This is a genomic window from Streptomyces sp. SID13726 (assembly GCF_010548375.1).
Classification (GTDB): domain Bacteria; phylum Actinomycetota; class Actinomycetes; order Streptomycetales; family Streptomycetaceae; genus Streptomyces.
In genome coordinates this window covers 436,423-457,665 of the sequence record NZ_JAAGLY010000004.1, presented here as the reverse complement: position 1 = coordinate 457,665, position 21,243 = coordinate 436,423, and the positions used below count along the sequence as shown (strand labels likewise).

Here is a 21,243-nt window from a genome sequence, read left to right as displayed (position 1 = left end):
GCGTGATCGATATCAACGAGTCCGTGATGCAGTTCCTTCTGGCGTTGATCGTGGCCGGGCCGCTCCTCGGCGCCGTCACCGCCCTGCTGCCGGCCCCGCCCGGACTGAAGATGAAGTCGCCCGAGCAGGCGGTGCTGCGGCACGGTGTGCTGGTCACCGGAGTGATCCTCGTCGCCGCGATCGCCCTCGCGCTCGGCTTCGACCACGACCATCCCTCGAAGATGCAGGCCACGACCGACATCAGCTGGATCCCCGCACTCGACGTGCGCATCCACCTCGGCATCGACGGCATCTCCCTCCCCCTTCTGGTCCTGACCACGCTGCTGACCTTCCTCTGCGCCCTCTACTCGTACTTCAAGATGCCTGCGGGCCCCACCCCGAAGGCCTTCGTCGCACTGCTGCTCGTCCTCGAGTCCGGTACCCTCGCGACCTTCGCCGTCCTCGATCTGCTGCTGTTCTTCCTCGCGTTCGAGACAGTGCTCATCCCGATGTACTTCCTCATCGCCCGCTGGGGCGGTGCGGAGCGTCAGGCCGCCGCCTGGCGCTTCATCCTCTACACACTGCTCGGCTCGGTCGTCATGCTGCTCGGCCTGCTCCTGATCGGGATCAAGGCGGGCACATTCGACATGGTGTCACTCGCCACTGACAACGGCCGGTCCCTGACCGCATCCGTGCAGGTCATCGCCGTTCTGGCGATCGGAATCGGGCTCGCGGTCAAGACCCCGATGTGGCCGCTGCACAGCTGGCTGCCCGACGCCCACACCGCCGCCCCGACCGTCGGCTCGGTCCTGCTGGCCGGCGTCCTGCTGAAGATGGGCACGTACGGGTTCGTCCGGATCCTCCTGCCGATCGCGCCCGACGGATTCCGTGACTTCGCGCCCTACCTGGCCGCCTTCGCCGTGGTCGGGATCATCTACGGATCCCTGGCCTGCCTGGCCCTCGCCAAGAAGGGCGCCAAGGGCGACCTCAAGCGTCTGATCGCCTACTCCTCCGTCGGTCACATGGGCTTCGTGCTGCTCGGCATCGCGACCATGACCCCGACCGGCGTGAACGGCGCCCTGTTCGCCAACATCGCCCACGGCCTCATCACCGGCCTGCTGTTCTTCCTGGTCGGCGCGTTGAAGGACCGTACGGGCACCACCGACCTGGACACCCTCGCCGAGGAGACCGGCGCCGCCCTCTACGGCAAGGCCCCGCGCCTCGGCGGCCTGCTGGCCTTCGGAGCGGTCGCCTCGCTCGGACTGCCCGGTCTCGCCGGGTTCTGGGGCGAGATGCTGGCGCTGTTCGGCGCGTTCAAGCCCGCCGACGACCTCAGCCGTCCCGCCTTCCTCACCTTCATGGCGATCGGCGCCTTCGGCACCCTCCTGACGGCCGCGTACATGCTCGTCGTGGTCCGCCGGGTCTGCATGGGAGCCGTACCGCAGGACGCCCCGCGGCTCGCCGACGTCCACACGTACGAGTTCGCGGCCTGGACGCCGCTCGTCGCCCTCACCGTCGTGGCGGGCCTGTGGCCGAAGGCCCTCCTCGGACTCACCGACCCGGCCGTGCAGCAGCTCCTCGCAGGAGGCAACCGATGAGCACCCTGGCCTCCTCGGCCGAGCCGCTGACCTCCGCGGTCCAGCCCCTCGCCGCGAACCTCGTCCAGTCCGTCGACTGGCTCGCCATCGCGCCGCCCACCCTCGCGGCGGTCGTCGGACTCGTCGTCCTCGTGGCCGACCTGTTCGTCGGCGAGCACAAGAAGGGCCTGCTCGGCTGGCTGTCGGTCGCGGGCCTCGCGGCCGCCGCACTCCTCCTGCTGCCCCTCCTGGACGGCGACCGCAGCACCTTCTGTCTGACCGGTGACGCCGATGTGTGCAGCTATACGGCCGACCGCTTCACGCTCGTCATCCAGTTCCTCGTTCTCGGCGGCGCCCTCCTGGCCGCCCTGCTGTCGGTCACCACCCTCAAGGACGCCGACAGGACACTCCCCGAAGGGGAGTACTGGTTCCTGCTGCTCTCCTCCGCGGCTGGCGCGGCCCTCCTGCCCGCCTCCCGTGACCTGGCGACCCTCGTCGTCGCCCTGGAGGTCGCCTCCCTGCCCGCCTTCGCCCTCGTCGGCATCCGGCACGGCGACCGGAAGTCGTCCGAAGCCGCCCTGAAGTTCTTCCTGTCCTCGGTCACCGCGACCGCGGTGAGCCTCATGGGCATCAGCTTCGTGTACGCCTCCACCGGCACCCTGTACCTCACCCAGGTCGCGGACCGCATCCAGCACGTCGACGGACAGCTCCACACCCTCGCCCAGACCGGAGTCGTCCTCACCCTCGTCGGCTTCGCCTTCAAGACGGCCGCGGTGCCCTTCCACTTCTGGGTGCCCGACACCTACGTGGGCGCGCCCCTGCCGATCGCCGCCTACTTGTCGGTCGTCGGCAAGGCGGTCGGCTTCTCCGGCCTGATCCTGATCACCGTCGTCGCCCTGCCGTCGTACGCCGACGTCTGGGGCCCGGCACTCGCCGCGCTCGCCGCCCTCACCATGACTGTCGGCAACGTCGGCGCCCTCCGACAGCGGACCACGCGCGCGTACAGCGCCGTACGACTGCTCGCCTGGTCCTCCGTCGGACAGGCCGGCTACCTCCTCGTCCCGATCGCCGCCGCCGCGTACTCGGGCGACGCCGAGCGATCCGTGGGCTCCACCGTCGCCTACGCGCTCATGTACGCCGCCGTGAACCTCGGCGCCTTCGCGGTGGCCGCGCTGGTGGGCCGTACGAAGACCGCGAACCGCATCGACGACTACCGGGGCCTGTACGCCACCAACCCGGTCGCGGCCCTTCTGCTGGGCTTCTTCCTGCTCTGCCTGGCCGGACTGCCGCCGGGCATCATCGGCCTGTTCGCCAAGGTCACCGTCTTCTCGGCGGCCGTGGACGCGGGCCTCGGCTGGCTCGCCGTGGTCATGGCCGTCAACGTCGTGATCGCGCTGTTCTACTACCTCCAGTGGACGACCCTGCTGTTCCGGGCCCCCGACGGCGAATCCACCGCCCACCGCGTCCCCGCCCCCCTCACCGCCGCCCTTGTCCTGACCGGCGTCCTCGGCATCGCCCTCTCCGGGGCGCCCCAACTGGTGCTGCGCTTCGCCGACACCGGACTCTTCTGAAGCCCCTCCCCGAACCGTCACCCGGACGGCCCACCTGGGCCTCCGCGCGCACAAGGGAACTAGTGGCCCTCGCCTGGCGTTGAGCAGAACGGGAGGGTCCACTGGACGTGACACCACGGACCGGTGGCATCGGAAGACATCGGAGACAGCAAGCAAAGGGTTCCCCTGCTGCACGATTTGGAGGGCGTACCGTGCACCGCCGGCACAACGGGCTCAGGACCGCAGTACTCCTCGGGGGACTGTCGGCACTCATCATCGTCATCGGCAGCTTCTTCGGCCGCATGGGGCTGGTCGTCGCCGTCCTGATCGCGCTGGGCACCAACGCGTACGCGTACTGGAACAGCGACAAGCTGGCTCTACGCGCGATGCGCGCCCGCCCGGTGAGCGAGTTCGAGGCCCCGGCCCTGTACCGCATGGTCCGCGAACTCTCCACCCAGGCCCGCCAGCCCATGCCGCGCCTGTACATCTCGCCGACCGAGGCCCCCAACGCCTTCGCGACCGGCCGCAACCCGCGCAACGCCGCCGTGTGCTGCACCGAAGGCATCATGCGCATCCTGGACGAGCGTGAACTGCGCGGTGTCATCGGCCACGAACTCAGCCATGTCTACAACCGCGACATCCTGATCTCGTCGGTCGCCGGCGCCCTCGCCTCCGTGATCATGTTCCTGGTCAACTTCGCCTGGCTGATCCCGATCGGCCGCTCCGACGACGATGACGGCCCGGGCCTGCTAGGCATGCTGCTGATCATGATCCTCGGACCGCTGGCGGCCACCCTCATCCAGATGGCCATCAGCCGCTCCCGTGAGTACGAGGCGGACGCGTCCGGCGCCCAGCTCACCGGCGACCCCCTCGCGCTCGCCAGCGCGCTGCGCAAGCTCGAAGCGGGCACCAAGCAGCTGCCGTTGCCCCCCGAGCCGCGCATCGAGACCGCGAGCCACATGATGATCGCGAACCCCTTCCGCCCTGGCCAGGGACTGTCCAAGATGTTCTCGACGCACCCGCCGATGGCGGAGCGCATCGCCCGGCTCGAGAAGATGGCAGGTCGCCCCCAGTGAAAACCATCCTGAACGTCATTTGGCTCGTCCTGAGCGGCTTCTGGCTGTGCCTCGGATACCTGGCAGCGGGTGCGCTGCTCTGCATCACGATCATCGGCATCCCGTTCGGCATAGCGGCCTTCCGTATCGGCATCTACGCCCTGTGGCCCTTCGGATACACCACCGTCGAGCGCCGGGACGCGGGCGCGCCCTCCTGCGTCGGCAACGTCCTGTGGCTGGTCCTCGCGGGATGGTGGCTGGCCCTCGGCCACATCGTCACCGGCCTCATCCTCTGCGTCACGATCATCGGTATTCCGTTCGGCATCGCCAACTTCAAGCTGATCCCCGTGTCCCTGTTCCCCCTGGGCCGCGAGATCGTCCCCACGGACCAGCCGTTCGCGACCCGCTGACGGACGGGCCGGGGGAGTGGGGGCACCGAAGTACGTCCTGCTGTCGTACGACCGGCAGGCCGAGTTCGAGGGCGAGGAGGGCTACGAGGAGACGTGGGCCCTGTGCGAGGACGCCGAGAACCTCTTCGCCGACCCGCCTCCTCCCGCCCGTGAGGTGTACGAACTCCTCGGCTGCGCTCCCGAGGGCGAGTTGGACGAGGCCCTCACCCGCGCGCGTGCCGGGGGAGCGGCCTCTCTCGGGTCTCTCACCCTGGAGATCCTCGACAGGACCGGCACCGCGGTCGGTGAGTGGCAGCTGGACGAGGTGCGCGTCCTCGGCGACCGCCCCTGCGCCCGCGACCTGAAACTGCGGGACATCACCATCGAGGGCACGGAACCCGACCACACCCCGTACGACTACCCGCGGCGCCCGCCGCTGTCCCCGGGCTACCGCCTGCTGGGCCCCCACGGCGAACCGCACGGCACCTGCCGCGACCTGGTCTGCGTCCGCGAGGCCCCGGACGAGCCCCTGGAACCCCCGCTGCGGCTGCTTGGCTGCGCTCCACAAGGCGCCCTGCGGACCGCGCTGGACGGCGGGGAGGAAGACCTCGGCCATGCCAAGGTGCTACGCGTCGACACGTCCGGTCGGCCCGTACAGGCCGCGGCCGAGGGCGAGTTGCGGGCCTGGATCCCCTCGGCGCGCGGACCCGGCCTGGTCGACCTCACCCTCGACCTGTGGTCGGAACGACCGCCGTTCGCCGCCGAAGAGGTGTGGGAGTTGTGGGCCGAGGGACATCCGGCCGAGCCCAACCGCTGGGCCCGACTTGACGCCGAGAGCAGGCAGTTCTGGCTCCGTACGGCGCTCGACAACCATGTGCACGGCGGCCAGGACCGGCCGCCCGGCACGACGTACCACCTCGACGGCCGCCACATCACCGACCTGCCCGGCTTCTTCTGCGCTCTGGGCGAGGCGGTGAACGGCCCCGGCGGTTACTTCGGCTGGGGCCTGGACGCCCTGAACGACTGCCTGCGCGGCCGCTGGGGCGCGGCCCCGCCCTTCCACCTGGTCTGGCACGACTCCGAAGTCGCCCGCCAATGCCTGGGCGTGGCCCCGCACACCGCCCACGGCCCGCTCACCTTCGAGGACCTCCTCGCCTTCCTCAGCGAGGGCGAACGCATCGACGTCCGGCTCGCCTGAACCGAGCCCGGACCGAGCCCAAGCCCGAGCCGCGTCTGAACCGAGCCGGGCCCGAGCCTGAATCCAGCCGGGCCCGAGCCTGCTCTGAGACCTCGCTCCCCAGCTGTGCCCCTGCTGCTCATGCCCTGACCTCGGCCCGAGGTTTTCCACAACCCGATGGTTGTCCACAGGTCTGCCCGACTGTCAGTGTCGCCCTGCATCATGAATGCATGACCGAGAGCGAGCAGTTGCTGACACGGGTGGCGGACAAGGCCCGCAACACCCGCCCGTGGGGCTGGGCTTCCCTCCCCGACCCGGTGGACGCGGCCACCCTGGCCCGCGCCGAGGCCGAGCTGGGATTCCGTCTGCCCTCGCTGCTCGCCGAGCTCTACCTGCGGATAGGAGACGGCGGATTCGGCCCGGAGTACGGCCTGTTGCCCCTGCTCGACAGCTCACCGGCCGGTGAGCCCGCCGCCGTCGTGCAGTACCTCGCCAACCGCAAGAGCGCCCGCAAGGACCCCGACTGGCCCTGGCCCGAGGGCGTCCTGCCGATCTCCCACTGGGGCTGCGCGATGTACGCGTGCGTGGACTGCCTCGACGAGGGAGCCCCGGTCCTGCTCTTCGAACCGAACGCCGGCGAATGCGAACACGCCTGGTTCACGGACGCCCCGACCCTCACGGACTGGCTGCGGGCGTGGGTCGACGGCACGGGCTGGTACGAGGAGATGAACGAGGAGCTGGAGATGGCCCCCTGGCCGGAGTTCCACATACGCACGGCACCACCGGTGCAGGCGTCCTGACGGCCACCGAAGCCTTTCGGCCGACGGGACGCACACCACCTGTCGGCCCCACGGGACGCACACCACCCGTTGGTCCCACGGGACACACATCACCCGTCGGCCCCACGGGACACACACTCGCAGCCACCCGGCTCCGCCGATCCACCTACCGCCCCGCCCACCACTTCCGCACCCCGTACGCCCCCACCCCCACCACCAACACCCCAGCCCCCGCGACCACGGAGACCGCCGGCAGCGCGCAAGCCAGCACCACACACCCGATCAGCCCCACCACCGGCACGACCCGAGCGGTCAGAGCTGAACTCAACGTCCAGGCCGACGCGTTGGCCACCGCGTAGTACGCCAGCACACCGAAGGAGGAGAACCCGATCGCGCCCCGCACGTCCACCGTGGCGGCGAGGACCGCGACCACCGCGCCCACGGCCAACTCGGCCCGGTGCGGCACCTGGAAGCGGGGGTGCACCGCGGCCAGGGCCCCGGGCAGATGCCGGTCCCGGGCCATGGCCAGCGTGGTCCGGGAGACGCCCAGGATCAGGGCGAGCAGTGAGCCGAGCGCGGCCACGGCGGCACCCGCCCGCACTTCCGGTACGAGCCCCGGCGCCCCGGCCACCCGCACCGCCTCGGCCAGCGGTGCGTCCGCACGCCCCAGAGCATCCGCACCCAGCACGGAAAGGACAGCCACCGCCACACCCGCGTACACGACCAGCGTGATGCCCAGGGCCAGGGGGATCGCGCGCGGGATGGTGCGCGCGGGATCCCGTACCTCCTCGCCCAGGGTCGCGATGCGCGCGTAGCCCGCGAAGGCGAAGAACAGCAGACCGGCCGCCTGGAGCACTCCGCCCGCCCCGCCGGAGGCCCCCGCGTCCAGTCGGCCGGCCTCGGACGCCCCTGAGCCGAGACACACGACCACCACGGAAGCGAGGACAGCCAGGACCACCGCCACGATCACCCGGGTCAGCCAGGCCGATTTCTGGATCCCGCCGTAGTTCACCGCGGTCAGCGCCACCACGGCCGCGACGGCCACGGCGTGGGCCTGCCCAGGCCATGCGTACGCCCCCACCGTCAGCGCCATCGCCGCACAGGAGGCCGTCTTCCCGACCACGAACGACCAGCCCGCGAGATAACCCCAGAACGGACCGAGCCGCTCACGCCCGTACACGTAGGTGCCGCCGGAGGCCGGGTACAGGGCGGCCAGCCGGGCCGAGGACGTGGCGTTGCAGTAGGCGACCACGGCCGCGACCGCGAGCCCGAACAGCAGCCCGGACCCGGCCGCGCGCGCCGCAGGCCCGAGGGCGGCGAAGATCCCCGCGCCGATCATCGAGCCGAGCCCGATGACGACGGCGTCGCCCACTCCCAGCGTGCGCCGCAGTCCGGCACCGGTACCCGTCATGCGCCGCACCCTACTGATCCCGCGCAACCAGGGAGTGCTGCCATGACGTCCTCCCCAGGGACAAGGCACCAACACCCGCTGGACGCACGCCGAGAGCAAGCCGGAAGCACGACGCACGAGCACACCGAACAAGCACGACGTGCCAGCACCAAACAAGCACGACGTACGAGTACGACGTGCCATGCGCACGGGCACCCGCCCGGTCCGCCGGGACGTAGATCACAGTCCCCGGACAGTGCGGGCACAGCGCGGAAGGGCAGGTTCAGGGCATGAGCATCATCGGCTGGATCATTCTGGGGCTGTTGGCCGGAGCCATCGCCAAGTTCCTGCTGCCGGGCCGTGACCCGGGCGGCTTCGTCGGGACGACCCTCATCGGTGTCGCGGGCGCGTTCATCGGCGGCTGGATATCGGCCCGTTGGCTGGACCACCCGGTCACCAAGAGCTTCTACGACGGGGCCACTTGGGCGGCGGCCATCGGCGGCTCACTCGTCCTCCTGATCGCCTACCGTCTCCTGTTCGGCAACTCGCGCGACTGACATCCCCGAACCGCAGCCAGCAGGCGAGAAGGGTGGGCACCGGCCAGGTGCCCACCCTTCCTCGTCCAGCGGTGCGTGTCCTACCGGTAGTTCACGAACTGGAGCGCGAAGTCGAAGTCCTTGCCCTTCAGCAGGGCGATGATGGACTGGAGGTCGTCGCGGCTCTTCGAGCTGACCCGCAGTTCGTCGCCCTGGACCTGGGCCTTCACGCCCTTCGGGCCCTCGTCGCGGATGATCTTCGCGACCTTCTTCGCGTTCTCCTGGGAGATGCCCTCCTCGATCGTCGCGAAGATCTTGTACTCCTTGCCGGAGAGCTGCGGCTCGCCCGCGTCGAGTGCCTTCAGCGAGATCCCGCGCTTGATCAGCTTGGACTGGAAGACGTCGAGGACGGCGTTGACCCGGTCCTCGGAGTTCGCCTCCATGAGGATCTTGTCGCCGGACCATGCGATCGAAGCACCCACGCCCTTGAAGTCGTAGCGCTGCGAGATCTCCTTGGCGGCCTGGTTGAGGGCGTTGTCGACCTCCTGCCGCTCGACCTTCGAGACGATGTCGAAACTGGAGTCGGCCATGTCCTGTGGCTCCTTGTATCGGGGTGCGTGTCGGCGTGCGTACGGATGCGTATCGGCGTACGTGGGGGCGGGCGCCGAGCCCGGCGTGGACCGGGGCCGCATCCGCCCAAGCCTAGCCACCCCACGCCCTCCGGGCGCAGATCAATCGGGTGGCGAAGCACCCCCGGGAATCGGGTATTGTTTACGTCGTTGCCACGGAGCACCGCCGAAAGACGGTTCGAAGGGCAGCAAACCCCGGCGGTGTGCCCGAGCGGCCAAAGGGAGCAGACTGTAAATCTGCCGGCTCAGCCTTCCCAGGTTCGAATCCTGGCGCCGCCACGCTGAGAAAGAGACCCCCTCCGAACTGCGGAAACGCAGTTCGGAGGGGGTCTCTTCGTGTGCCGGGGCGCGGGCGGTCCGGTGGGCGGGATGCATGGGCTGAAGGCGCCATGGTGAGAGGTCGATCACCATGGCGCCCCTGTCGCGGATGGCCTCAACTACTCCCCGGTGTGGGCCAGTTCGATGTCGTGGTCGTCCACGCCCGGGCCGGAGACGGTGACCGCGGCTGCCCGGGGCGGGTAGCCGGTCGCGATGACGGTGTAGGCGCCGCCGTCGAGGTCGGAGAAGGCGTACGCGCCGTCGTGGGCGGTCGTGGTCGTGGCGAGGACGTTGCCCGCGGCGTCGACGAGGGTGACCAGGGCGTCGCCCAGCGGGGTCCCGGCGCCGCGGACCGTACCCCGCACCTGCGCGCCGGGCCGCAGTTCGATCTGGATCCGGGTCGTGCCGGCGCCGCCGATCTCGACGGCCAGGGCCAGCGGCCGGTGCTTGGGGGAGCTGACCGCGAGCGTCACCGTTCCGGGCACCAGGTCCCCGACGCCGAACTCGCCCAGCACATCCGTGCGTCCGTTGGCCAGCACCTCCCCGCGCACGTCCGTCACGATGACCACCGCGTCCGCGACCGGCGCCCCGCTGTCCGCGGACACCACCACGCCGGCGAGCCCGCTGGTGCCGCTCAGGAGGACGTCGTAGGTCACCGGTGTCCCGTCGGCGACCACGATCGTGGAGGCCTGTGGCTGGAAACCGTCGGCGGAGGCGATCAGGACGTACGACCCCGCGGCGGGCGCGGCCACGCCGTACGACCCGTCGCCGCCCGAGACCGCCCGCCCCAACTGCCTCCCGCCGAGCGAGATCAGCGTCACCGCGGCCCCGGCCACCGGCACCCGCTCGGCCCCGAACACCCGCCCGCTCACCGGGGTCCCGACAAGCTCGTCAGCCGACCCCGACAGCAACACCGCCCCGGCCCCCGACGGCGATTCCGACTCCGACCCCGATCCCAACCCAGGCCTCGACACTGACGTCGCCGAGACCCCCGTAGCACCGGAAGAAGCCCCCACAGCAACCCCCGTACGACCGGACGAACCCCCGTAAACACCCCCGTCGACACCGCCACCAGCACCGCCGCCAACCCCGACCGCACCCGGCACCCGCTCAGAACCATCCCCCACCCCCCGCCGAGGAATGAACCCCGCGATGGCGAACGCCAGCAGCGCCGCCCCGCCCCCGATCGCCAGGACGGTCTTGAAGCCGTTCTCGGACGGGACGGCCACCGGTCCGAGGTTCGTCGTCATCTGCGCCAGGATCACGCCGGCGACGGCGCTCGCGACGGAGGTGCCGATGGACCGCATCAGGGTGTTGAGGCTGTTCGCCGCGCCGGTCTGGGACGGCGGGACCGCGCTCATGATGAGCGCGGGCATCGAGCCGTAGGTGAAGCCGATGCCGGAGCCGATCACGCAGGAGACCAGCACGAACTGCCAGACCTCGGTCATCAGCAGGATCTGGAGGCCGTAGCCCGCCGCGACGATCAGCGCGCCGAGCATCAGGCTGACCTTCGGGCCCTTGGCCTTCGACAGCGCGGCCGACACCGGGGCGATCGCCATCATCACCAGGCCGGACGGGGCCATGACCAGGCCGGCGGTGAGCAGGGACTTGCCGAGACCGTAGCCCGTCGCCTCAGGCAACTGCAGGAGCTGCGGAAGGACCAGGGACATCGCGAACATGCCGAAGCCGAGCGCGATCGAGGCGAGGTTGGTGAAGAGCACCTGGCGGCGCGCGGTGGTGCGCAGGTCGACCAGCGGCTGGTCGACGCGCAGCTCCCACCAGCCCCAGACCAGCAGCACCACGACGGCCGCCGCGAACAGCCCGAGGACCGTGCCGCTGTCCCAGCCCCAGTCGCCGCCCTTGGAGATCGCGAGCAGCAGGCAGACCAGCCCGGCCGCCATGCCGACCCCGCCGACCAGGTCGAAGCGGCCGCCGGTGCGCACCTTGGACTCGGGCACCAGGAGCAGCACCAGCAGCAGCGCTACGACGCCCAGGGCGCCCGAACTCCAGAACAGGACGTGCCAGTCGAAGTTGTCGGCGATCAGCGCGGCGGCGGGCAGGCCGAGCGCGGCGCCGACGCCGAGGGAGGCGCTCATCATGGCGGTGGCGCTGCCGAGCCGTTCGGCGGGGAGTTCGTCGCGCATGATGCTGATGCCGAGCGGGATCACACCGCCCGCCATGCCCTGGAGCACCCGGCCGACGATCATCGGCGTCAGGGAGTCGCTGAGCGCGGCGGTGACCGAGCCCGCGACCAGCAGGACGAGGCTCGCGAGCAGCATGCGGCGCTTGCCGTACATGTCACCGAGGCGTCCCATCATCGGGACCGCGACGGCGGCGGCGAGCAGGGTGGCGGTGACGGCCCAGGCGGTGTCCGAGGCCGGGGCGTTCAGGAGTTTCGGCAGCTCCGGGACGATCGGGATGACGAGGGTCTGCATCAGCGAGACGACGATCCCGCCGAAGGCCAGCACCGCCACGATGACACCGGCACGCGACGAGGCGACCTCCGCGTCCTCGGGACGCTCTTCGGAAGGCTCCCCGGAGGGCCGGGGAAGGGCATGGGACATGGGTCGGGCCTCCGTGTGCGTCGGGTACAGCACGACACATCCAAGTTAAGTCAGTTGATTGACTTAAGCAAGCATGGTCGGATTCTGTGGGGCCCGGGTGAAGGGGGAGTGTGCGCGGTGGTGCGGCCCGCGCCCGGGGCACACTGACTCCATGTCCAGTCGCCGCAGGCTCTGCCCCGAATGCCGTCGCGAGATCGCCGTGGTCGCCGGCCGCTTCGCCCGGCACGACCCGCCCGGAGCGCGCGAGAGAGGGCAGATGGTCTCCTGCGCGGGTTCCCGCAGACAGGCGGAACTCGGGGCGGCACAGCCGTCGTTGGACGGGTACGCAGTCCCCGTCGTACCCGGCCAGCTGCCCCTGTTCTGAACCAAGCCGCTGCTGAGCCAGGCCGCTTCCGAGCCGGGCGGCTTCCGAGCCAGGCCGCCCGACTCAGTTGCCCGCGACCGACTTCACCGCCACCGACACCGGCGTCGACCCACCGATCAGCTCCAGCGTCAGACCGGCGGTGGCGGGCGTCTCCAGCAACTCCGCCAGTACGGCCGCCACGTCGTCGCGCGGGATCGGCCCCCGGCCGGTGTGCGCCTCCAGTCGTACGAGGCCCGTGCCGGCGTCGTTCGTCAGCGCGCCGGGACGCAGGATCGTCCAGTCCAGGGCGTCCAGGGTGCTCACATGGGCGTCCGCCTCGCCCTTGGCCCGCAGGTAGACGTCGAAGATCTCGTCGCCCTCGTGCCGCGGGTCGGCGCCCATGGAGGACACGACCACGAAGCGCCGTACGCCCGCCCGGACCGCCGCGTCCGCGAACAGCACGGCGGCGGCCTTGTCCACGGTGTCCTTGCGGTCCGCCCCGCTGCCCGGACCCGCGCCCGCCGCGAACACCGCCGCGTCCGCGCCCTGGAGATGGGCCGCGACCTCCTCGACCGAGGCCGACTCCAGGTCCAGCAGGACTGGTTCGGCACCGGCGTCCCGCAGGTCGTCGCCCTGTTCCTCGCGGCGGATGAGCCCCGCGACCTCGTGTCCGCGCGCGGCGAGCAACCGCTCCAGCCGCAACGCGATCTGACCATGTCCACCAGCGATGACTGTGCGCATGCCTTCGACCGTACGCCGAGGCGGCTCCGTCCGCCGGACGGGTGCGGTCGACGGCCCTACGACAGCTCGCCCCGCCCCTGCCTCGGCAGCCCCGAGTCCGCCGCGGCCGCCGAGTTGCAGTACTCGCGGACCGCGCTGGTCCGGGCCACCACGCGCCCCCGGTGCACCACGATCCGGCTGTAGGCGAGGGAGAGCGCGCCGGAGAGGCGGTCGCCGCGTACGGCGAGGAGTTCGGCCGGGAAACCCGCCTCCACGCGGACCTCGGGGAGGCCGAGGACGGCCCGGGCGGAGGCGCTCACCGTGTCGTAGGCGTCCTCGGGGCGCAGTCCGTAGCGGGAGGCGAGGAGGTACGCGGCCTCCAACGGGTCGCCCCGGCCAACGGGGTTGGAGACGTCCCGCAGTGCACCGCTGCCGGCGGCCACCCGGACCCCGGCCGCGCGCAGCAGCCGTACCGGAGCCGTGCCCCGGCGGTCGACGCCCGCGCAGCCGCCCTGCGGCAGGCACACCACGGCGACGCCGGCCGCCGCGAGCTGGTCGGCCGTACGGGACACCACCTCGGCGGGCAGCCGGTCGAGGCCGGCGCACGGGCCGAGGGTCACCCCGGGCCGCAGCCCGCCGGCCATGGCGGCGAGGCGGGCGAGCCGGGCCGGGTCGGCGGCGTCGGTGTGCAGGTCGACGGGGCAGCCGTGCTCGGAGGCGACCTCCAGGACCGCCTCCGCGTACCCCGTCGGATCGGGGTCCAGGTCGGGACAGCCGCCCACCACCGAGGCACCCATCTTCAGCGCGTCCCGCAGCATCGCGAGCCCCTCGGCCCCGGCCACCCCGGTCAGCACCCGAGGCATCGCCACCGCCGTCAACTCGGTGAGCCCGCGCAGCGAACGCCGTGCCTGGAGTACGGCGGCCAGCGCGCCCAGTCCCTGTACGTCGCCCACGCGCACGTGTGCCCGCAGCGCGGTCGCCCCGTGCCCGAGCTGGAGCAGGGCGGCCTCCGTGGCCCGGCGCTGGACGTCCCGGGGGTCGTTCGAGACCGGTCCCGAGGTGTCGGCGGAGAGTGCGCTGTCGCCGTGGGCGTGCGGCTCGGCCGGGGCCGGCAGGAGCAGATAGCCGCTGAGATCCACCCGGGCACCGCACGCGCGTGTGTCGCCCGTCGCCAGGCTCCCGGCCGTACCGACCGCCTCGATGCGCCCGCCGCCCAGCCGTACGTCCACGGTCCGGCCGTCGGTGAGCCGCGCCCCGCACAACAGGAGACCGGCCCCCTCGCCCCGCCCTGAGGACGACGAGGAGGAGGAAGACGATGACGACGAGGAGTGGTGCGGCTGCGGCTGGCTGTCGGGCATCGCGCTCCAGGGGCTCGGGGCTGCGCGAACTCGTTACCGCGCAACGGGACGCAAGATCACGCAGAGTGAGTCGAGCCTAGGGTGGCGACGCGCCCGTCACGGGGAGGAGCGCAATAGTCGTACCGGTGTGGTCCGGCGTGCTGGAGGGGCTGTCGGGGCCGCCGGGAAGCCCGTGGATCAAGGCGAACAGGGCGCCGCGAAACGGATTTGGGCGAACGGCGGCAGAGCGTGTAATGTCTTCATCGCTCGCCCCAATAGCTCAGTCGGTAGAGCGTCTCCATGGTAAGGAGAAGGTCTACGGTTCGATTCCGTATTGGGGCTCTGGTGTGAAAGGTTCCCGTCGCGAGGCGGGAACTGATCGCATCACAGCGGTGTAGCTCAGTCGGTAGAGCAAGCGGCTCATAATCGCTGTGTCACCGGTTCAAGTCCGGTCACCGCTACTGACAGTAGCCGATTGTGGGGTCGGTCCTTCGATCGGCTACTCTTTTATGCGTTAAACCGTCCCATCCGTTCGTCAAGGAGCACTCACGTGGCTGCCACCGACGTCCGCCCGAAGATCACGCTGGCCTGCGTGGAGTGCAAGGAGCGGAACTACATCACCAAGAAGAACCGGCGTAACAACCCGGACCGACTGGAGATGAAGAAGCACTGCCCGCGTTGCAACGCGCACACCGCGCACCGCGAAACGCGATAAATCAGGCTCGTACACGAGGCCGTCCCCGAGAGATCGGGGGCGGCCTCGCGTCGTTGAGTGACCCGATACCGGTCAGTAGAGCAACCAGGAGGTGCCGAGCCCATGGCGCTCGACCAGTCCTTCGTGGGGCGGACCTACCCGCCCACCGACCCCTATGAGGTGGGCCGGGAGAAGATCCGCGAGTTCGCCGAGGCGGTGGGGGACACCAACCCCGCGTACACGGACCCGGAAGCCGCCAAGGCGCTCGGTCACCCCGATGTGATCGCCCCGCCGACCTTCGTGTTCTCCATCACCTTCAAGGCGGCGGGACAGGTCGTCCAGGACCCGCAGCTCGGCCTGGACTACAGCCGCGTCGTGCACGGCGACCAGAAGTTCTCCTACGTCCGCCCGGTACACGCCGGCGACCGGCTCACGGTCACCTCCACCATCGAGGCCATCAAGTCCATGGCCGGCAACGACATCCTGGACATCCGCGGCGAGGTCCACGACGAGTCCGGCGAACACGTCGTGACGGCCTGGACCAAGCTGGTCGCGCGCGCGGCCGCCGAGGAGGCGTGACAGAGATGACCGCGAAGATCGCGTACGCCGACGTCGAGGTCGGCACCGAGCTGCCGGCCCAGACCTTCACCGTGACCCGTGCCACGCTCGTCCAGTACGCGGGGGCCTCCGGGGACTTCAACCCCATCCACTGGAACGAGAAGTTCGCCAAGGAAGTCGGCCTCCCTGACGTCATCGCCCACGGCATGTTCACCATGGCCGAGGCGGTCCGCGTGATCACCGACTGGGTCGGCGACCCGGGTGCGGTCACGGAGTACGGCGTCCGCTTCACCAAGCCGGTCGTCGTCCCCAACGACGACTCCGGCGCCGTGATCGAGGTCACCGGCAAGGTGGGGGCGAAGCTGGACGACAACGCGGTGCGGGTGGATCTGACGGCGATGAGTTCCGGGCAGAAGGTGCTGGGGATGTCTCGGGCGGTTGTTCGACTGGCTTGAGTTCGGGTGCGCCTGTGGGGGTGCCGGGTTCGGTTGTTTGGCGGGTGCGGGTGAGTGGGGGCTTGTCGCGCAGTTCCCCGCGCCCCTGAGGAGTTGCAGCCGGCCTGCGCCGATACGGCACCTCCCACTCCGGCCCCGACCCACAACACACCGGAACGCGCTACACACGCCCCCACCGGACCGCAGGGGGCCGCCGCAGGCATCTCAGGGGCGCGGGGAACTGCGCAAAACGCCCGCCCCCACCGCACCCGCAGTCGAGAGCGGCCCCACCGCCGGAGGTAACCGTAGGCTGTACCGCGTGCACGAACGACACGACGCCCCCCTCGCCCCCCTGACCACCTTCCGACTCGGCGGCCCCGCCGCGCGGCTGGTCGTCGCGGTGACCGACGCCGAAGTGATCGAGATCGTGCGCGAGGCCGACGAGACCGGGACGCCGCTGCTCGTGATCGGCGGTGGGTCCAACCTCGTCATCGGGGACAAGGGCTTCGAGGGCACCGCACTCGTCATCGCCACCAAGGGCCACGAACTCACCGGCACCCACCTGGAGCTGGCCGCAGGCGAGGTGTGGACCGACGCGGTCGCCCGCACCGTGGAGGCCGGACTCGCCGGGATCGAGTGCCTCGCCGGCATCCCCGGCTCCGCGGGCGCCACCCCCATCCAGAACGTCGGCGCCTACGGCCAGGAGGTGTCGTCCACCATCACCGACGTCACCGCCTACGACCGCCGCACCGGCGAGACCGTCACTCTCACCAACGCCGACTGCGAGTTCTCCTACCGGCACAGCCGCTTCAAGGCGGACCCCGACCGCTACATCGTGCTGCGCGTCAGCTTCGAGCTGGAGGACGCCGACGGCCTGTCCGCCCCGCTGAAGTACGCGGAGACGGCCCGAGCCCTCGGCGTGGCCCCCGGTGACCGCGTCCCGCTCGCCCAGGCCCGTGAGACCGTACTGAAACTGCGTGCGGGCAAGGGCATGGTCCTGGACCCCGAGGACCACGACACCTGGTCGGCGGGCTCCTTCTTCACCAACCCGATCCTCACGGACGAGCAGTTCGCGGAGTTCCACGCGCGCGTGGAGCGGCACCTCGGCGCGGACGCCGTACCCCCGGCCTACCCGGCGGGCGAAGGACACACCAAGACCTCGGCGGCCTGGCTGATCGACAAGGCGGGCTTCACCAAGGGCTACGGCACCGGCCCCGCCCGTATCTCCACCAAGCACACCCTGGCACTCACCAACCGTGGCGAGGCCACCACCGAGGACCTCCTCACCCTGGCCCGCGAGGTCGTGGCGGGCGTGCGGGACACCTTCGGGATCACCCTGGTCAACGAGCCGGTCACGGTGGGCGTCAGCCTGTAGAGGGGCGACCGCGGAAACCCGGTTGCCGGTGCCCGCCCCCGGCGACCACCCTGGGCCCATGACGACCTGGACATCCGCATGCGGCTGAGGCTCACCGAGTTCAGACCCCGCCTCGGCCCCCACGAACACCGTGTCGTCCAGCCCCGCCAGCCCCTGCGCCACACCTCACTGCACGCCCCGGAACCGGTCGGCATGATCCTCGGCGACCACGACGGCCTGAACCGGCTCGCGGGCCTGTTCTCCTTCGCCGCCTACTCACGCCGGACCATCGTCCACGTCCCGCTGCGGGACGGGGTCCCGCCGGACGAGGGCTGGGGACAGCTGGTCGACCTCGTCCTGGTGCACCACTCGTACGGGCTGCGCCCCAGCAAGTGGCCCGAGCTGCGGCACACGCTCAAGGCCGGCCGCCCCCTGTCCGTACGGACGGACGAGGCCCGCACGGAGCGGGACGCCGAGGGCTGGCGCGGGCGCTGCGGGCGCACGGACTTCCGGGACGACCTGCGGCACACCACGCACGCGCGGACGTTCTTCCTCTTCGGCAGCCGGGACGTCTTCGCCGAGGCGGCCACGGCCCTCGCCTACGCGGCGGGCTGGGGACCGCGCCAGAAACGCGTCACCGAGGGCTACTCGGCCCTGGTCTCCGGGATCGGGGGCCTGTTCCAGCCGCCCGGCGGCGGACATCACTACGAGGTGATGGTCTGCTTCAAGCCCTATCCGCCCTACGCCCACTTCAAGCGGCCCGGTGGCTGAGCCACTTCGCCACTAAGAGGCCGGGTGGCTCAGCCAGTCGTCCACCCCCGACAGCAGCTTCGCCTTCATGTCCTCCGGCGCCGCCGAGGCCCGTACCGACTGCCGGGCCAGCTCCGCGAGCTCCGCGTCCGAGAAGCCGTGGTACTGCCGGGCGATCTCGTACTGCGCGGCCAGCCGGGAGCCGAACAGCAGCGGGTCGTCGGCGCCCAGAGCCATCGGCACCCCGGCCTCGAACAGCTTCCGCAGCGGCACGTCCTCGTGCTTCTCGTACACCCCGAGCGCCACGTTCGACGCCGGGCACACCTCGCACGTCACCTGCCGGTCCGCCAGCCGCTTCAGCAGCCGGGGGTCCTCCGCCGCCCGCACCCCGTGCCCGATCCGGTTCGCGTCCAGGTCGTCCAGGCAGTCCCGCACCGACGAGGGACCGGTCAACTCGCCGCCGTGCGGCGCCGAAAGGAGCCCGCCCTCGCGCGCGATGTGGAACGCCCGGTCGAAGTCCCGTGCCATGCCCCGGCGTTCGTCGTTCGACAGACCGAAGCCGACCACACCCCGGTCCGCGTACCGCACCGCCAGCCGGGCCAGTGTGCGCGCGTCCAGCGGGTGCTTCATCCGGTTCGCGGCCACCAGCACCCGCATCCCGAGCCCGGTCTCGCGCGAGGTCGTCTCCACCGCGTCCAGGATGATCTCCAGCGCCGGGATCAGCCCGCCCAGCCGCGGGGCGTACGACGTCGGGTCGACCTGGATCTCCAGCCACCCCGAACCGTCGCGGACATCCTCCTCCGCGGCCTCCCGCACCAGCCGCCGGATGTCGTCGGGCTCCCTGAGACACGAACGGGCGGCGTCGTACAGCCGCTGGAACCGGAACCAGCCCCGCTCGTCCGTCGCCCGCAGCCTGGGCGGCTCCCCGCTGGTCAGTGCCTCGACCAGCGCCTCGGGCAGTCGTACGCCGTACTTGTCGGCCAGTTCCAGGACGGTCGCCGGGCGCATCGAGCCGGTGAAGTGCAGGTGCAGATGGGCTTTCGGCAGCTCAGAGACATCACGTACACGCTCCATCCCAGGATCCTGCCGTACGTCACGGGCGTCCCGGTACCGCTTTCCCCTTTAGTGGTCTTGCTCGCACAAAAAAAGGGGCATCCACTCACGTGAGTAGATGCCCCTCTGTACGGCGACCTCAGTCCCGCGCCTCCGCGAGCAGCTTCTGGATCCGGCTGACGCCCTCGACGAGATCCTCGTCACCCAGCGCGTACGACAGCCGCAGATAGCCCGGCGTGCCGAATGCCTCGCCCGGGACGACCGCGACCTCGGCCTCCTCCAGGATCAGCGCGGCCAGCTCGACCGAGTCCTGCGGGCGCTTGCCGCGGATCTCCTTGCCGAGCAGCGCCTTGACCGACGGGTAGGCGTAGAAGGCGCCCTCGGGCTCGGGGCAGAGCACGCCGTCGATCTCGCCCAGCATGCGGACGATCGTCTTGCGGCGCCGGTCGAAGGCCGTGCGCATCTCGGCCACCGCGTCGAGGTTGCCGGAGACCGCGGCGAGGGCGGCGACCTGGGCGACGTTGGACACGTTGGACGTGGCGTGCGACTGGAGGTTGGTCGCGGCCTTGACGACGTCCTTGGGGCCGATGATCCAGCCGACCCGCCAGCCCGTCATGGCGTACGTCTTGGCCACACCGTTGACGACGATGCACTTGTCGCGCAGCTCGGGCAGGAGCGCGGGCAGCGAGGTGAACTTCGCGTCGCCGTAGACGAGGTGCTCGTAGATCTCGTCGGTCAGCACCCACAGGCCGTGCTCGACGGCCCAGCGGCCGATCGCCTCGGCGTCGGCCTCGCTGTAGACGGCGCCGGTCGGGTTGGAGGGGGAGACGAAGAGGACGACCTTGGTCCGCTCGGTGCGGGCCGCCTCCAGCTGCTCGACGGAGACCCGGTAGCCGGTCGTCTCGTCGGCGACCACCTCCACCGGGACACCGCCGGCCAGCCGGATCGACTCCGGGTACGTCGTCCAGTACGGCGCCGGGACGATGACCTCGTCGCCCGGGTCGAGGATCGCGGCGAAGGCCTCGTAGATCGCCTGCTTGCCGCCGTTGGTGACGAGGATCTGGGACGCGTCGACCTCGTAGCCCGAGTCGCGCAGCGTCTTCGCGGCGATGGCGGCCTTCAGCTCGGGGAGGCCGCCGGCCGGCGTGTAGCGGTGGTACTTCGGGTTCGAGCAGGCCTCGATCGCGGCCTGGACGATGTAGTCCGGGGTCGGGAAGTCGGGTTCACCCGCGCCGAAGCCGATCACCGGACGCCCGGCGGCCTTGAGGGCCTTGGCCTTGGCGTCCACGGCGAGGGTGGCGGACTCGGAGATCGCGCCGACTCGGGCGGAGACCCGGCGCTCGGTGGGAGGGGTTGCAGCGCTCATGGGCCCATCGTTCCAGACCGGAAACTTCCCCGGCACGCGGGTTTCACGGACTGAACAACGGCTGAACAACCGTCCGGATTCGCTCCCTGTGCTGGGCGATCTTCCGGGTCCAAGGCCCTTGCAGGTGCTTTCTGTTCGACGGGGGGCCACGGAGCACGTACACTCTCACCTCGTTGGCCTTCAACCGGGCATCCCAGCGGATGCGGTACGTTGGGGGACATCAAAGGGTCGTAGCTCAATTGGTAGAGCACCGGTCTCCAAAACCGGCGGTTGGGGGTTCAAGTCCCTCCGGCCCTGCTACACACGTTCGTACAGCAGCAATGCACCGCCGTGCGGCTCCAACCGGGCGCGGCACGGCCACGACCCGGGAACAGGTGAGGACGAATGGCGGACGCCGTGGGCTCCATCGACACGCCTGATGCCCAGGATGAAGTGCCGGAGTCCAAGAAGAAGGCCCGCAAGGGCGGCAAGCGTGCCAAGAAGGGCCCGCTGAAGCGCCTCGCGCTCTTCTACCGGCAGATCGTCGCCGAGCTCCGCAAGGTCGTCTGGCCTTCGCGCAGCCAGCTGACCACATACACGACCGTGGTGATCGTGTTCGTCATCGTGATGATCGGTCTGGTCACCGTGATTGACTATGGACTCAACCACGTCGCGAAGTACGTCTTCGGCTGAGCCGAGAGCGAAGGGCGCC

The 21,243-nt window shown here is 70.6% G+C and carries 21 protein-coding genes and 4 tRNA genes; 18 read left to right on the top strand and 7 right to left on the bottom strand.

Annotated features, from left to right (window positions below; translation table 11 throughout):
* The first annotated feature begins 2 nt into the window (after window positions 1-2).
* The 6 genes from G3I78_RS13360 (at window position 3) to G3I78_RS13335 (ending at window position 6,527) form a co-directional block, all read left to right on the top strand.
* The gene (locus G3I78_RS13360; RefSeq protein WP_164423823.1) at window positions 3-1,577 is read left to right on the top strand and encodes an NADH-quinone oxidoreductase subunit M; all 1,575 of its coding nucleotides are present in this window, start codon (window positions 3-5) and stop codon (window positions 1,575-1,577) included.
* Complete coding sequence (locus G3I78_RS13355; protein WP_203614870.1) at window positions 1,574-3,127, top strand: NADH-quinone oxidoreductase subunit N; 1,554 nt, start codon at window positions 1,574-1,576, stop codon at window positions 3,125-3,127. The genes G3I78_RS13360 and G3I78_RS13355 overlap by 4 nt, the downstream gene beginning before the upstream one ends.
* 191 nt (window positions 3,128-3,318) lie before the next feature.
* The gene (gene htpX, locus G3I78_RS13350; protein WP_164423821.1) at window positions 3,319-4,182 is read left to right on the top strand and encodes a zinc metalloprotease HtpX; all 864 of its coding nucleotides are present in this window, start codon (window positions 3,319-3,321) and stop codon (window positions 4,180-4,182) included.
* Entirely contained in the window at window positions 4,179-4,571 is a 393-nt protein-coding gene (locus G3I78_RS13345) for a YccF domain-containing protein (protein ID WP_164423819.1), read from the top strand. The genes htpX and G3I78_RS13345 overlap by 4 nt, the downstream gene beginning before the upstream one ends.
* A gap of 16 nt (window positions 4,572-4,587) precedes the next feature.
* A complete protein-coding gene (locus tag G3I78_RS13340; RefSeq protein WP_164423817.1) occupies window positions 4,588-5,748 on the top strand; it encodes a barstar family protein in 1,161 nt (386 codons plus the stop codon).
* 209 nt (window positions 5,749-5,957) lie between these two features.
* Window positions 5,958-6,527, top strand: coding sequence for an SMI1/KNR4 family protein (locus G3I78_RS13335; RefSeq protein ID WP_164423815.1), 570 nt, complete (start codon window positions 5,958-5,960; stop codon window positions 6,525-6,527).
* A 145-nt stretch (window positions 6,528-6,672) separates the two neighbouring features.
* Here the strand turns inward: G3I78_RS13335 and G3I78_RS13330 are convergent, their stop codons facing one another.
* The gene (locus tag G3I78_RS13330) at window positions 6,673-7,917 is read right to left on the bottom strand and encodes an APC family permease (protein WP_164423813.1); all 1,245 of its coding nucleotides are present in this window, start codon (window positions 7,915-7,917) and stop codon (window positions 6,673-6,675) included.
* Between the two features lie 269 nt (window positions 7,918-8,186).
* Here G3I78_RS13330 and G3I78_RS13325 point away from each other — a divergent pair, with 269 nt between their 5' ends.
* Window positions 8,187-8,453, top strand: a complete 267-nt coding sequence (locus G3I78_RS13325) for a GlsB/YeaQ/YmgE family stress response membrane protein (RefSeq protein ID WP_164423811.1) — start codon at window positions 8,187-8,189, stop codon at window positions 8,451-8,453.
* Window positions 8,454-8,533: 80 nt separating this feature from the next.
* Here the strand turns inward: G3I78_RS13325 and G3I78_RS13320 are convergent, their stop codons facing one another.
* Window positions 8,534-9,022 (bottom strand): YajQ family cyclic di-GMP-binding protein, encoded by a 489-nt coding sequence (locus tag G3I78_RS13320; protein ID WP_164423809.1) that lies wholly within the window; start codon window positions 9,020-9,022, stop codon window positions 8,534-8,536.
* 236 nt (window positions 9,023-9,258) lie between these two features.
* Here G3I78_RS13320 and G3I78_RS13315 point away from each other — a divergent pair.
* Window positions 9,259-9,340: transfer RNA gene (locus tag G3I78_RS13315), tRNA-Tyr, on the top strand.
* 158 nt (window positions 9,341-9,498) lie between these two features.
* Here the strand turns inward: G3I78_RS13315 and G3I78_RS13310 are convergent.
* Entirely contained in the window at window positions 9,499-11,943 is a 2,445-nt protein-coding gene (locus tag G3I78_RS13310; RefSeq protein ID WP_164423807.1) for an MFS transporter, read from the bottom strand.
* A gap of 151 nt (window positions 11,944-12,094) precedes the next feature.
* Here G3I78_RS13310 and G3I78_RS13305 point away from each other — a divergent pair, with 151 nt between their 5' ends.
* Entirely contained in the window at window positions 12,095-12,307 is a 213-nt protein-coding gene (locus G3I78_RS13305) for a hypothetical protein (RefSeq protein WP_164423805.1), read from the top strand.
* Window positions 12,308-12,370: 63 nt separating this feature from the next.
* Here G3I78_RS13305 and G3I78_RS13300 read toward each other — a convergent pair whose 3' ends face one another.
* Entirely contained in the window at window positions 12,371-13,027 is a 657-nt protein-coding gene (locus G3I78_RS13300; RefSeq protein WP_164423803.1) for an NAD(P)H-binding protein, read from the bottom strand.
* A 56-nt stretch (window positions 13,028-13,083) separates the two neighbouring features.
* Window positions 13,084-14,364, bottom strand: a complete 1,281-nt coding sequence (locus tag G3I78_RS13295; RefSeq protein ID WP_164423801.1) for an amidohydrolase family protein — start codon at window positions 14,362-14,364, stop codon at window positions 13,084-13,086.
* A gap of 248 nt (window positions 14,365-14,612) precedes the next feature.
* Between G3I78_RS13295 and G3I78_RS13290 the strand changes: the two genes are divergently transcribed.
* The 7 genes from G3I78_RS13290 to G3I78_RS13260 all read left to right on the top strand — a co-directional run bounded on the left by G3I78_RS13290 (window position 14,613) and on the right by G3I78_RS13260 (window position 18,154).
* Window positions 14,613-14,685: transfer RNA gene (locus G3I78_RS13290), tRNA-Thr, on the top strand.
* Between the two features lie 46 nt (window positions 14,686-14,731).
* Window positions 14,732-14,804 (top strand) — tRNA-Met (locus G3I78_RS13285).
* 89 nt (window positions 14,805-14,893) lie between these two features.
* Window positions 14,894-15,058 (top strand): 50S ribosomal protein L33, encoded by a 165-nt coding sequence (gene rpmG, locus G3I78_RS13280; RefSeq protein ID WP_003948671.1) that lies wholly within the window; start codon window positions 14,894-14,896, stop codon window positions 15,056-15,058.
* A 102-nt stretch (window positions 15,059-15,160) separates the two neighbouring features.
* Window positions 15,161-15,616, top strand: a complete 456-nt coding sequence (locus tag G3I78_RS13275; protein WP_164423799.1) for a MaoC family dehydratase N-terminal domain-containing protein — start codon at window positions 15,161-15,163, stop codon at window positions 15,614-15,616.
* Between the two features lie 5 nt (window positions 15,617-15,621).
* Window positions 15,622-16,050 (top strand): MaoC family dehydratase, encoded by a 429-nt coding sequence (locus tag G3I78_RS13270; RefSeq protein ID WP_164423797.1) that lies wholly within the window; start codon window positions 15,622-15,624, stop codon window positions 16,048-16,050.
* A 298-nt stretch (window positions 16,051-16,348) separates the two neighbouring features.
* Window positions 16,349-17,404, top strand: coding sequence for a UDP-N-acetylmuramate dehydrogenase (locus tag G3I78_RS13265; RefSeq protein WP_164423795.1), 1,056 nt, complete (start codon window positions 16,349-16,351; stop codon window positions 17,402-17,404).
* A 78-nt stretch (window positions 17,405-17,482) separates the two neighbouring features.
* Complete coding sequence (locus G3I78_RS13260; RefSeq protein ID WP_164423793.1) at window positions 17,483-18,154, top strand: hypothetical protein; 672 nt, start codon at window positions 17,483-17,485, stop codon at window positions 18,152-18,154.
* A 12-nt stretch (window positions 18,155-18,166) separates the two neighbouring features.
* On the opposite strand, the gene G3I78_RS13255 is transcribed toward G3I78_RS13260, so the two are convergent.
* On the bottom strand, window positions 18,167-19,207 hold the full coding sequence (locus tag G3I78_RS13255) for an adenosine deaminase (protein ID WP_164423791.1): 1,041 nt from the start codon (window positions 19,205-19,207) through the stop codon (window positions 18,167-18,169).
* A 118-nt stretch (window positions 19,208-19,325) separates the two neighbouring features.
* Complete coding sequence (locus G3I78_RS13250; protein ID WP_164423789.1) at window positions 19,326-20,552, bottom strand: pyridoxal phosphate-dependent aminotransferase; 1,227 nt, start codon at window positions 20,550-20,552, stop codon at window positions 19,326-19,328.
* A 224-nt stretch (window positions 20,553-20,776) separates the two neighbouring features.
* Here G3I78_RS13250 and G3I78_RS13245 point away from each other — a divergent pair.
* Window positions 20,777-20,849, top strand: a tRNA-Trp gene (locus G3I78_RS13245).
* A gap of 87 nt (window positions 20,850-20,936) precedes the next feature.
* Window positions 20,937-21,224 carry a preprotein translocase subunit SecE gene (gene secE / locus G3I78_RS13240; RefSeq protein ID WP_164423787.1) on the top strand — a complete coding sequence of 96 codons (288 nt, stop codon included), beginning with the start codon at window positions 20,937-20,939 and terminating at the stop codon, window positions 21,222-21,224.
* Window positions 21,225-21,243: the final 19 nt, after the last annotated feature.

What these genes read in the sequence shown, in the direction of transcription:
- G3I78_RS13355 (WP_203614870.1), top strand. Translation starts at nt 1,574, where the DNA reads ATGAGCACCCTGGCCTCCTCGGCCGAGCCGCTGACCTCCGCGGTCCAG.
- G3I78_RS13335 (WP_164423815.1), top strand. Translation starts at nt 5,958, where the DNA reads ATGACCGAGAGCGAGCAGTTGCTGACACGGGTGGCGGACAAGGCCCGC.
- G3I78_RS13330 (WP_164423813.1), bottom strand. Translation starts at nt 7,917, where the DNA reads ATGACGGGTACCGGTGCCGGACTGCGGCGCACGCTGGGAGTGGGCGAC.
- G3I78_RS13325 (WP_164423811.1), top strand. Translation starts at nt 8,187, where the DNA reads ATGAGCATCATCGGCTGGATCATTCTGGGGCTGTTGGCCGGAGCCATC.
- G3I78_RS13320 (WP_164423809.1), bottom strand. Translation starts at nt 9,022, where the DNA reads ATGGCCGACTCCAGTTTCGACATCGTCTCGAAGGTCGAGCGGCAGGAG.
- G3I78_RS13310 (WP_164423807.1), bottom strand. Translation starts at nt 11,943, where the DNA reads ATGTCCCATGCCCTTCCCCGGCCCTCCGGGGAGCCTTCCGAAGAGCGT.
- G3I78_RS13305 (WP_164423805.1), top strand. Translation starts at nt 12,095, where the DNA reads ATGTCCAGTCGCCGCAGGCTCTGCCCCGAATGCCGTCGCGAGATCGCC.
- G3I78_RS13300 (WP_164423803.1), bottom strand. Translation starts at nt 13,027, where the DNA reads ATGCGCACAGTCATCGCTGGTGGACATGGTCAGATCGCGTTGCGGCTG.
- G3I78_RS13295 (WP_164423801.1), bottom strand. Translation starts at nt 14,364, where the DNA reads ATGCCCGACAGCCAGCCGCAGCCGCACCACTCCTCGTCGTCATCGTCT.
- G3I78_RS13275 (WP_164423799.1), top strand. Translation starts at nt 15,161, where the DNA reads ATGGCGCTCGACCAGTCCTTCGTGGGGCGGACCTACCCGCCCACCGAC.
- G3I78_RS13270 (WP_164423797.1), top strand. Translation starts at nt 15,622, where the DNA reads ATGACCGCGAAGATCGCGTACGCCGACGTCGAGGTCGGCACCGAGCTG.
- G3I78_RS13260 (WP_164423793.1), top strand. Translation starts at nt 17,483, where the DNA reads ATGCGGCTGAGGCTCACCGAGTTCAGACCCCGCCTCGGCCCCCACGAA.
- G3I78_RS13255 (WP_164423791.1), bottom strand. Translation starts at nt 19,207, where the DNA reads ATGGAGCGTGTACGTGATGTCTCTGAGCTGCCGAAAGCCCATCTGCAC.
- G3I78_RS13250 (WP_164423789.1), bottom strand. Translation starts at nt 20,552, where the DNA reads ATGAGCGCTGCAACCCCTCCCACCGAGCGCCGGGTCTCCGCCCGAGTC.
- secE (WP_164423787.1), top strand. Translation starts at nt 20,937, where the DNA reads ATGGCGGACGCCGTGGGCTCCATCGACACGCCTGATGCCCAGGATGAA.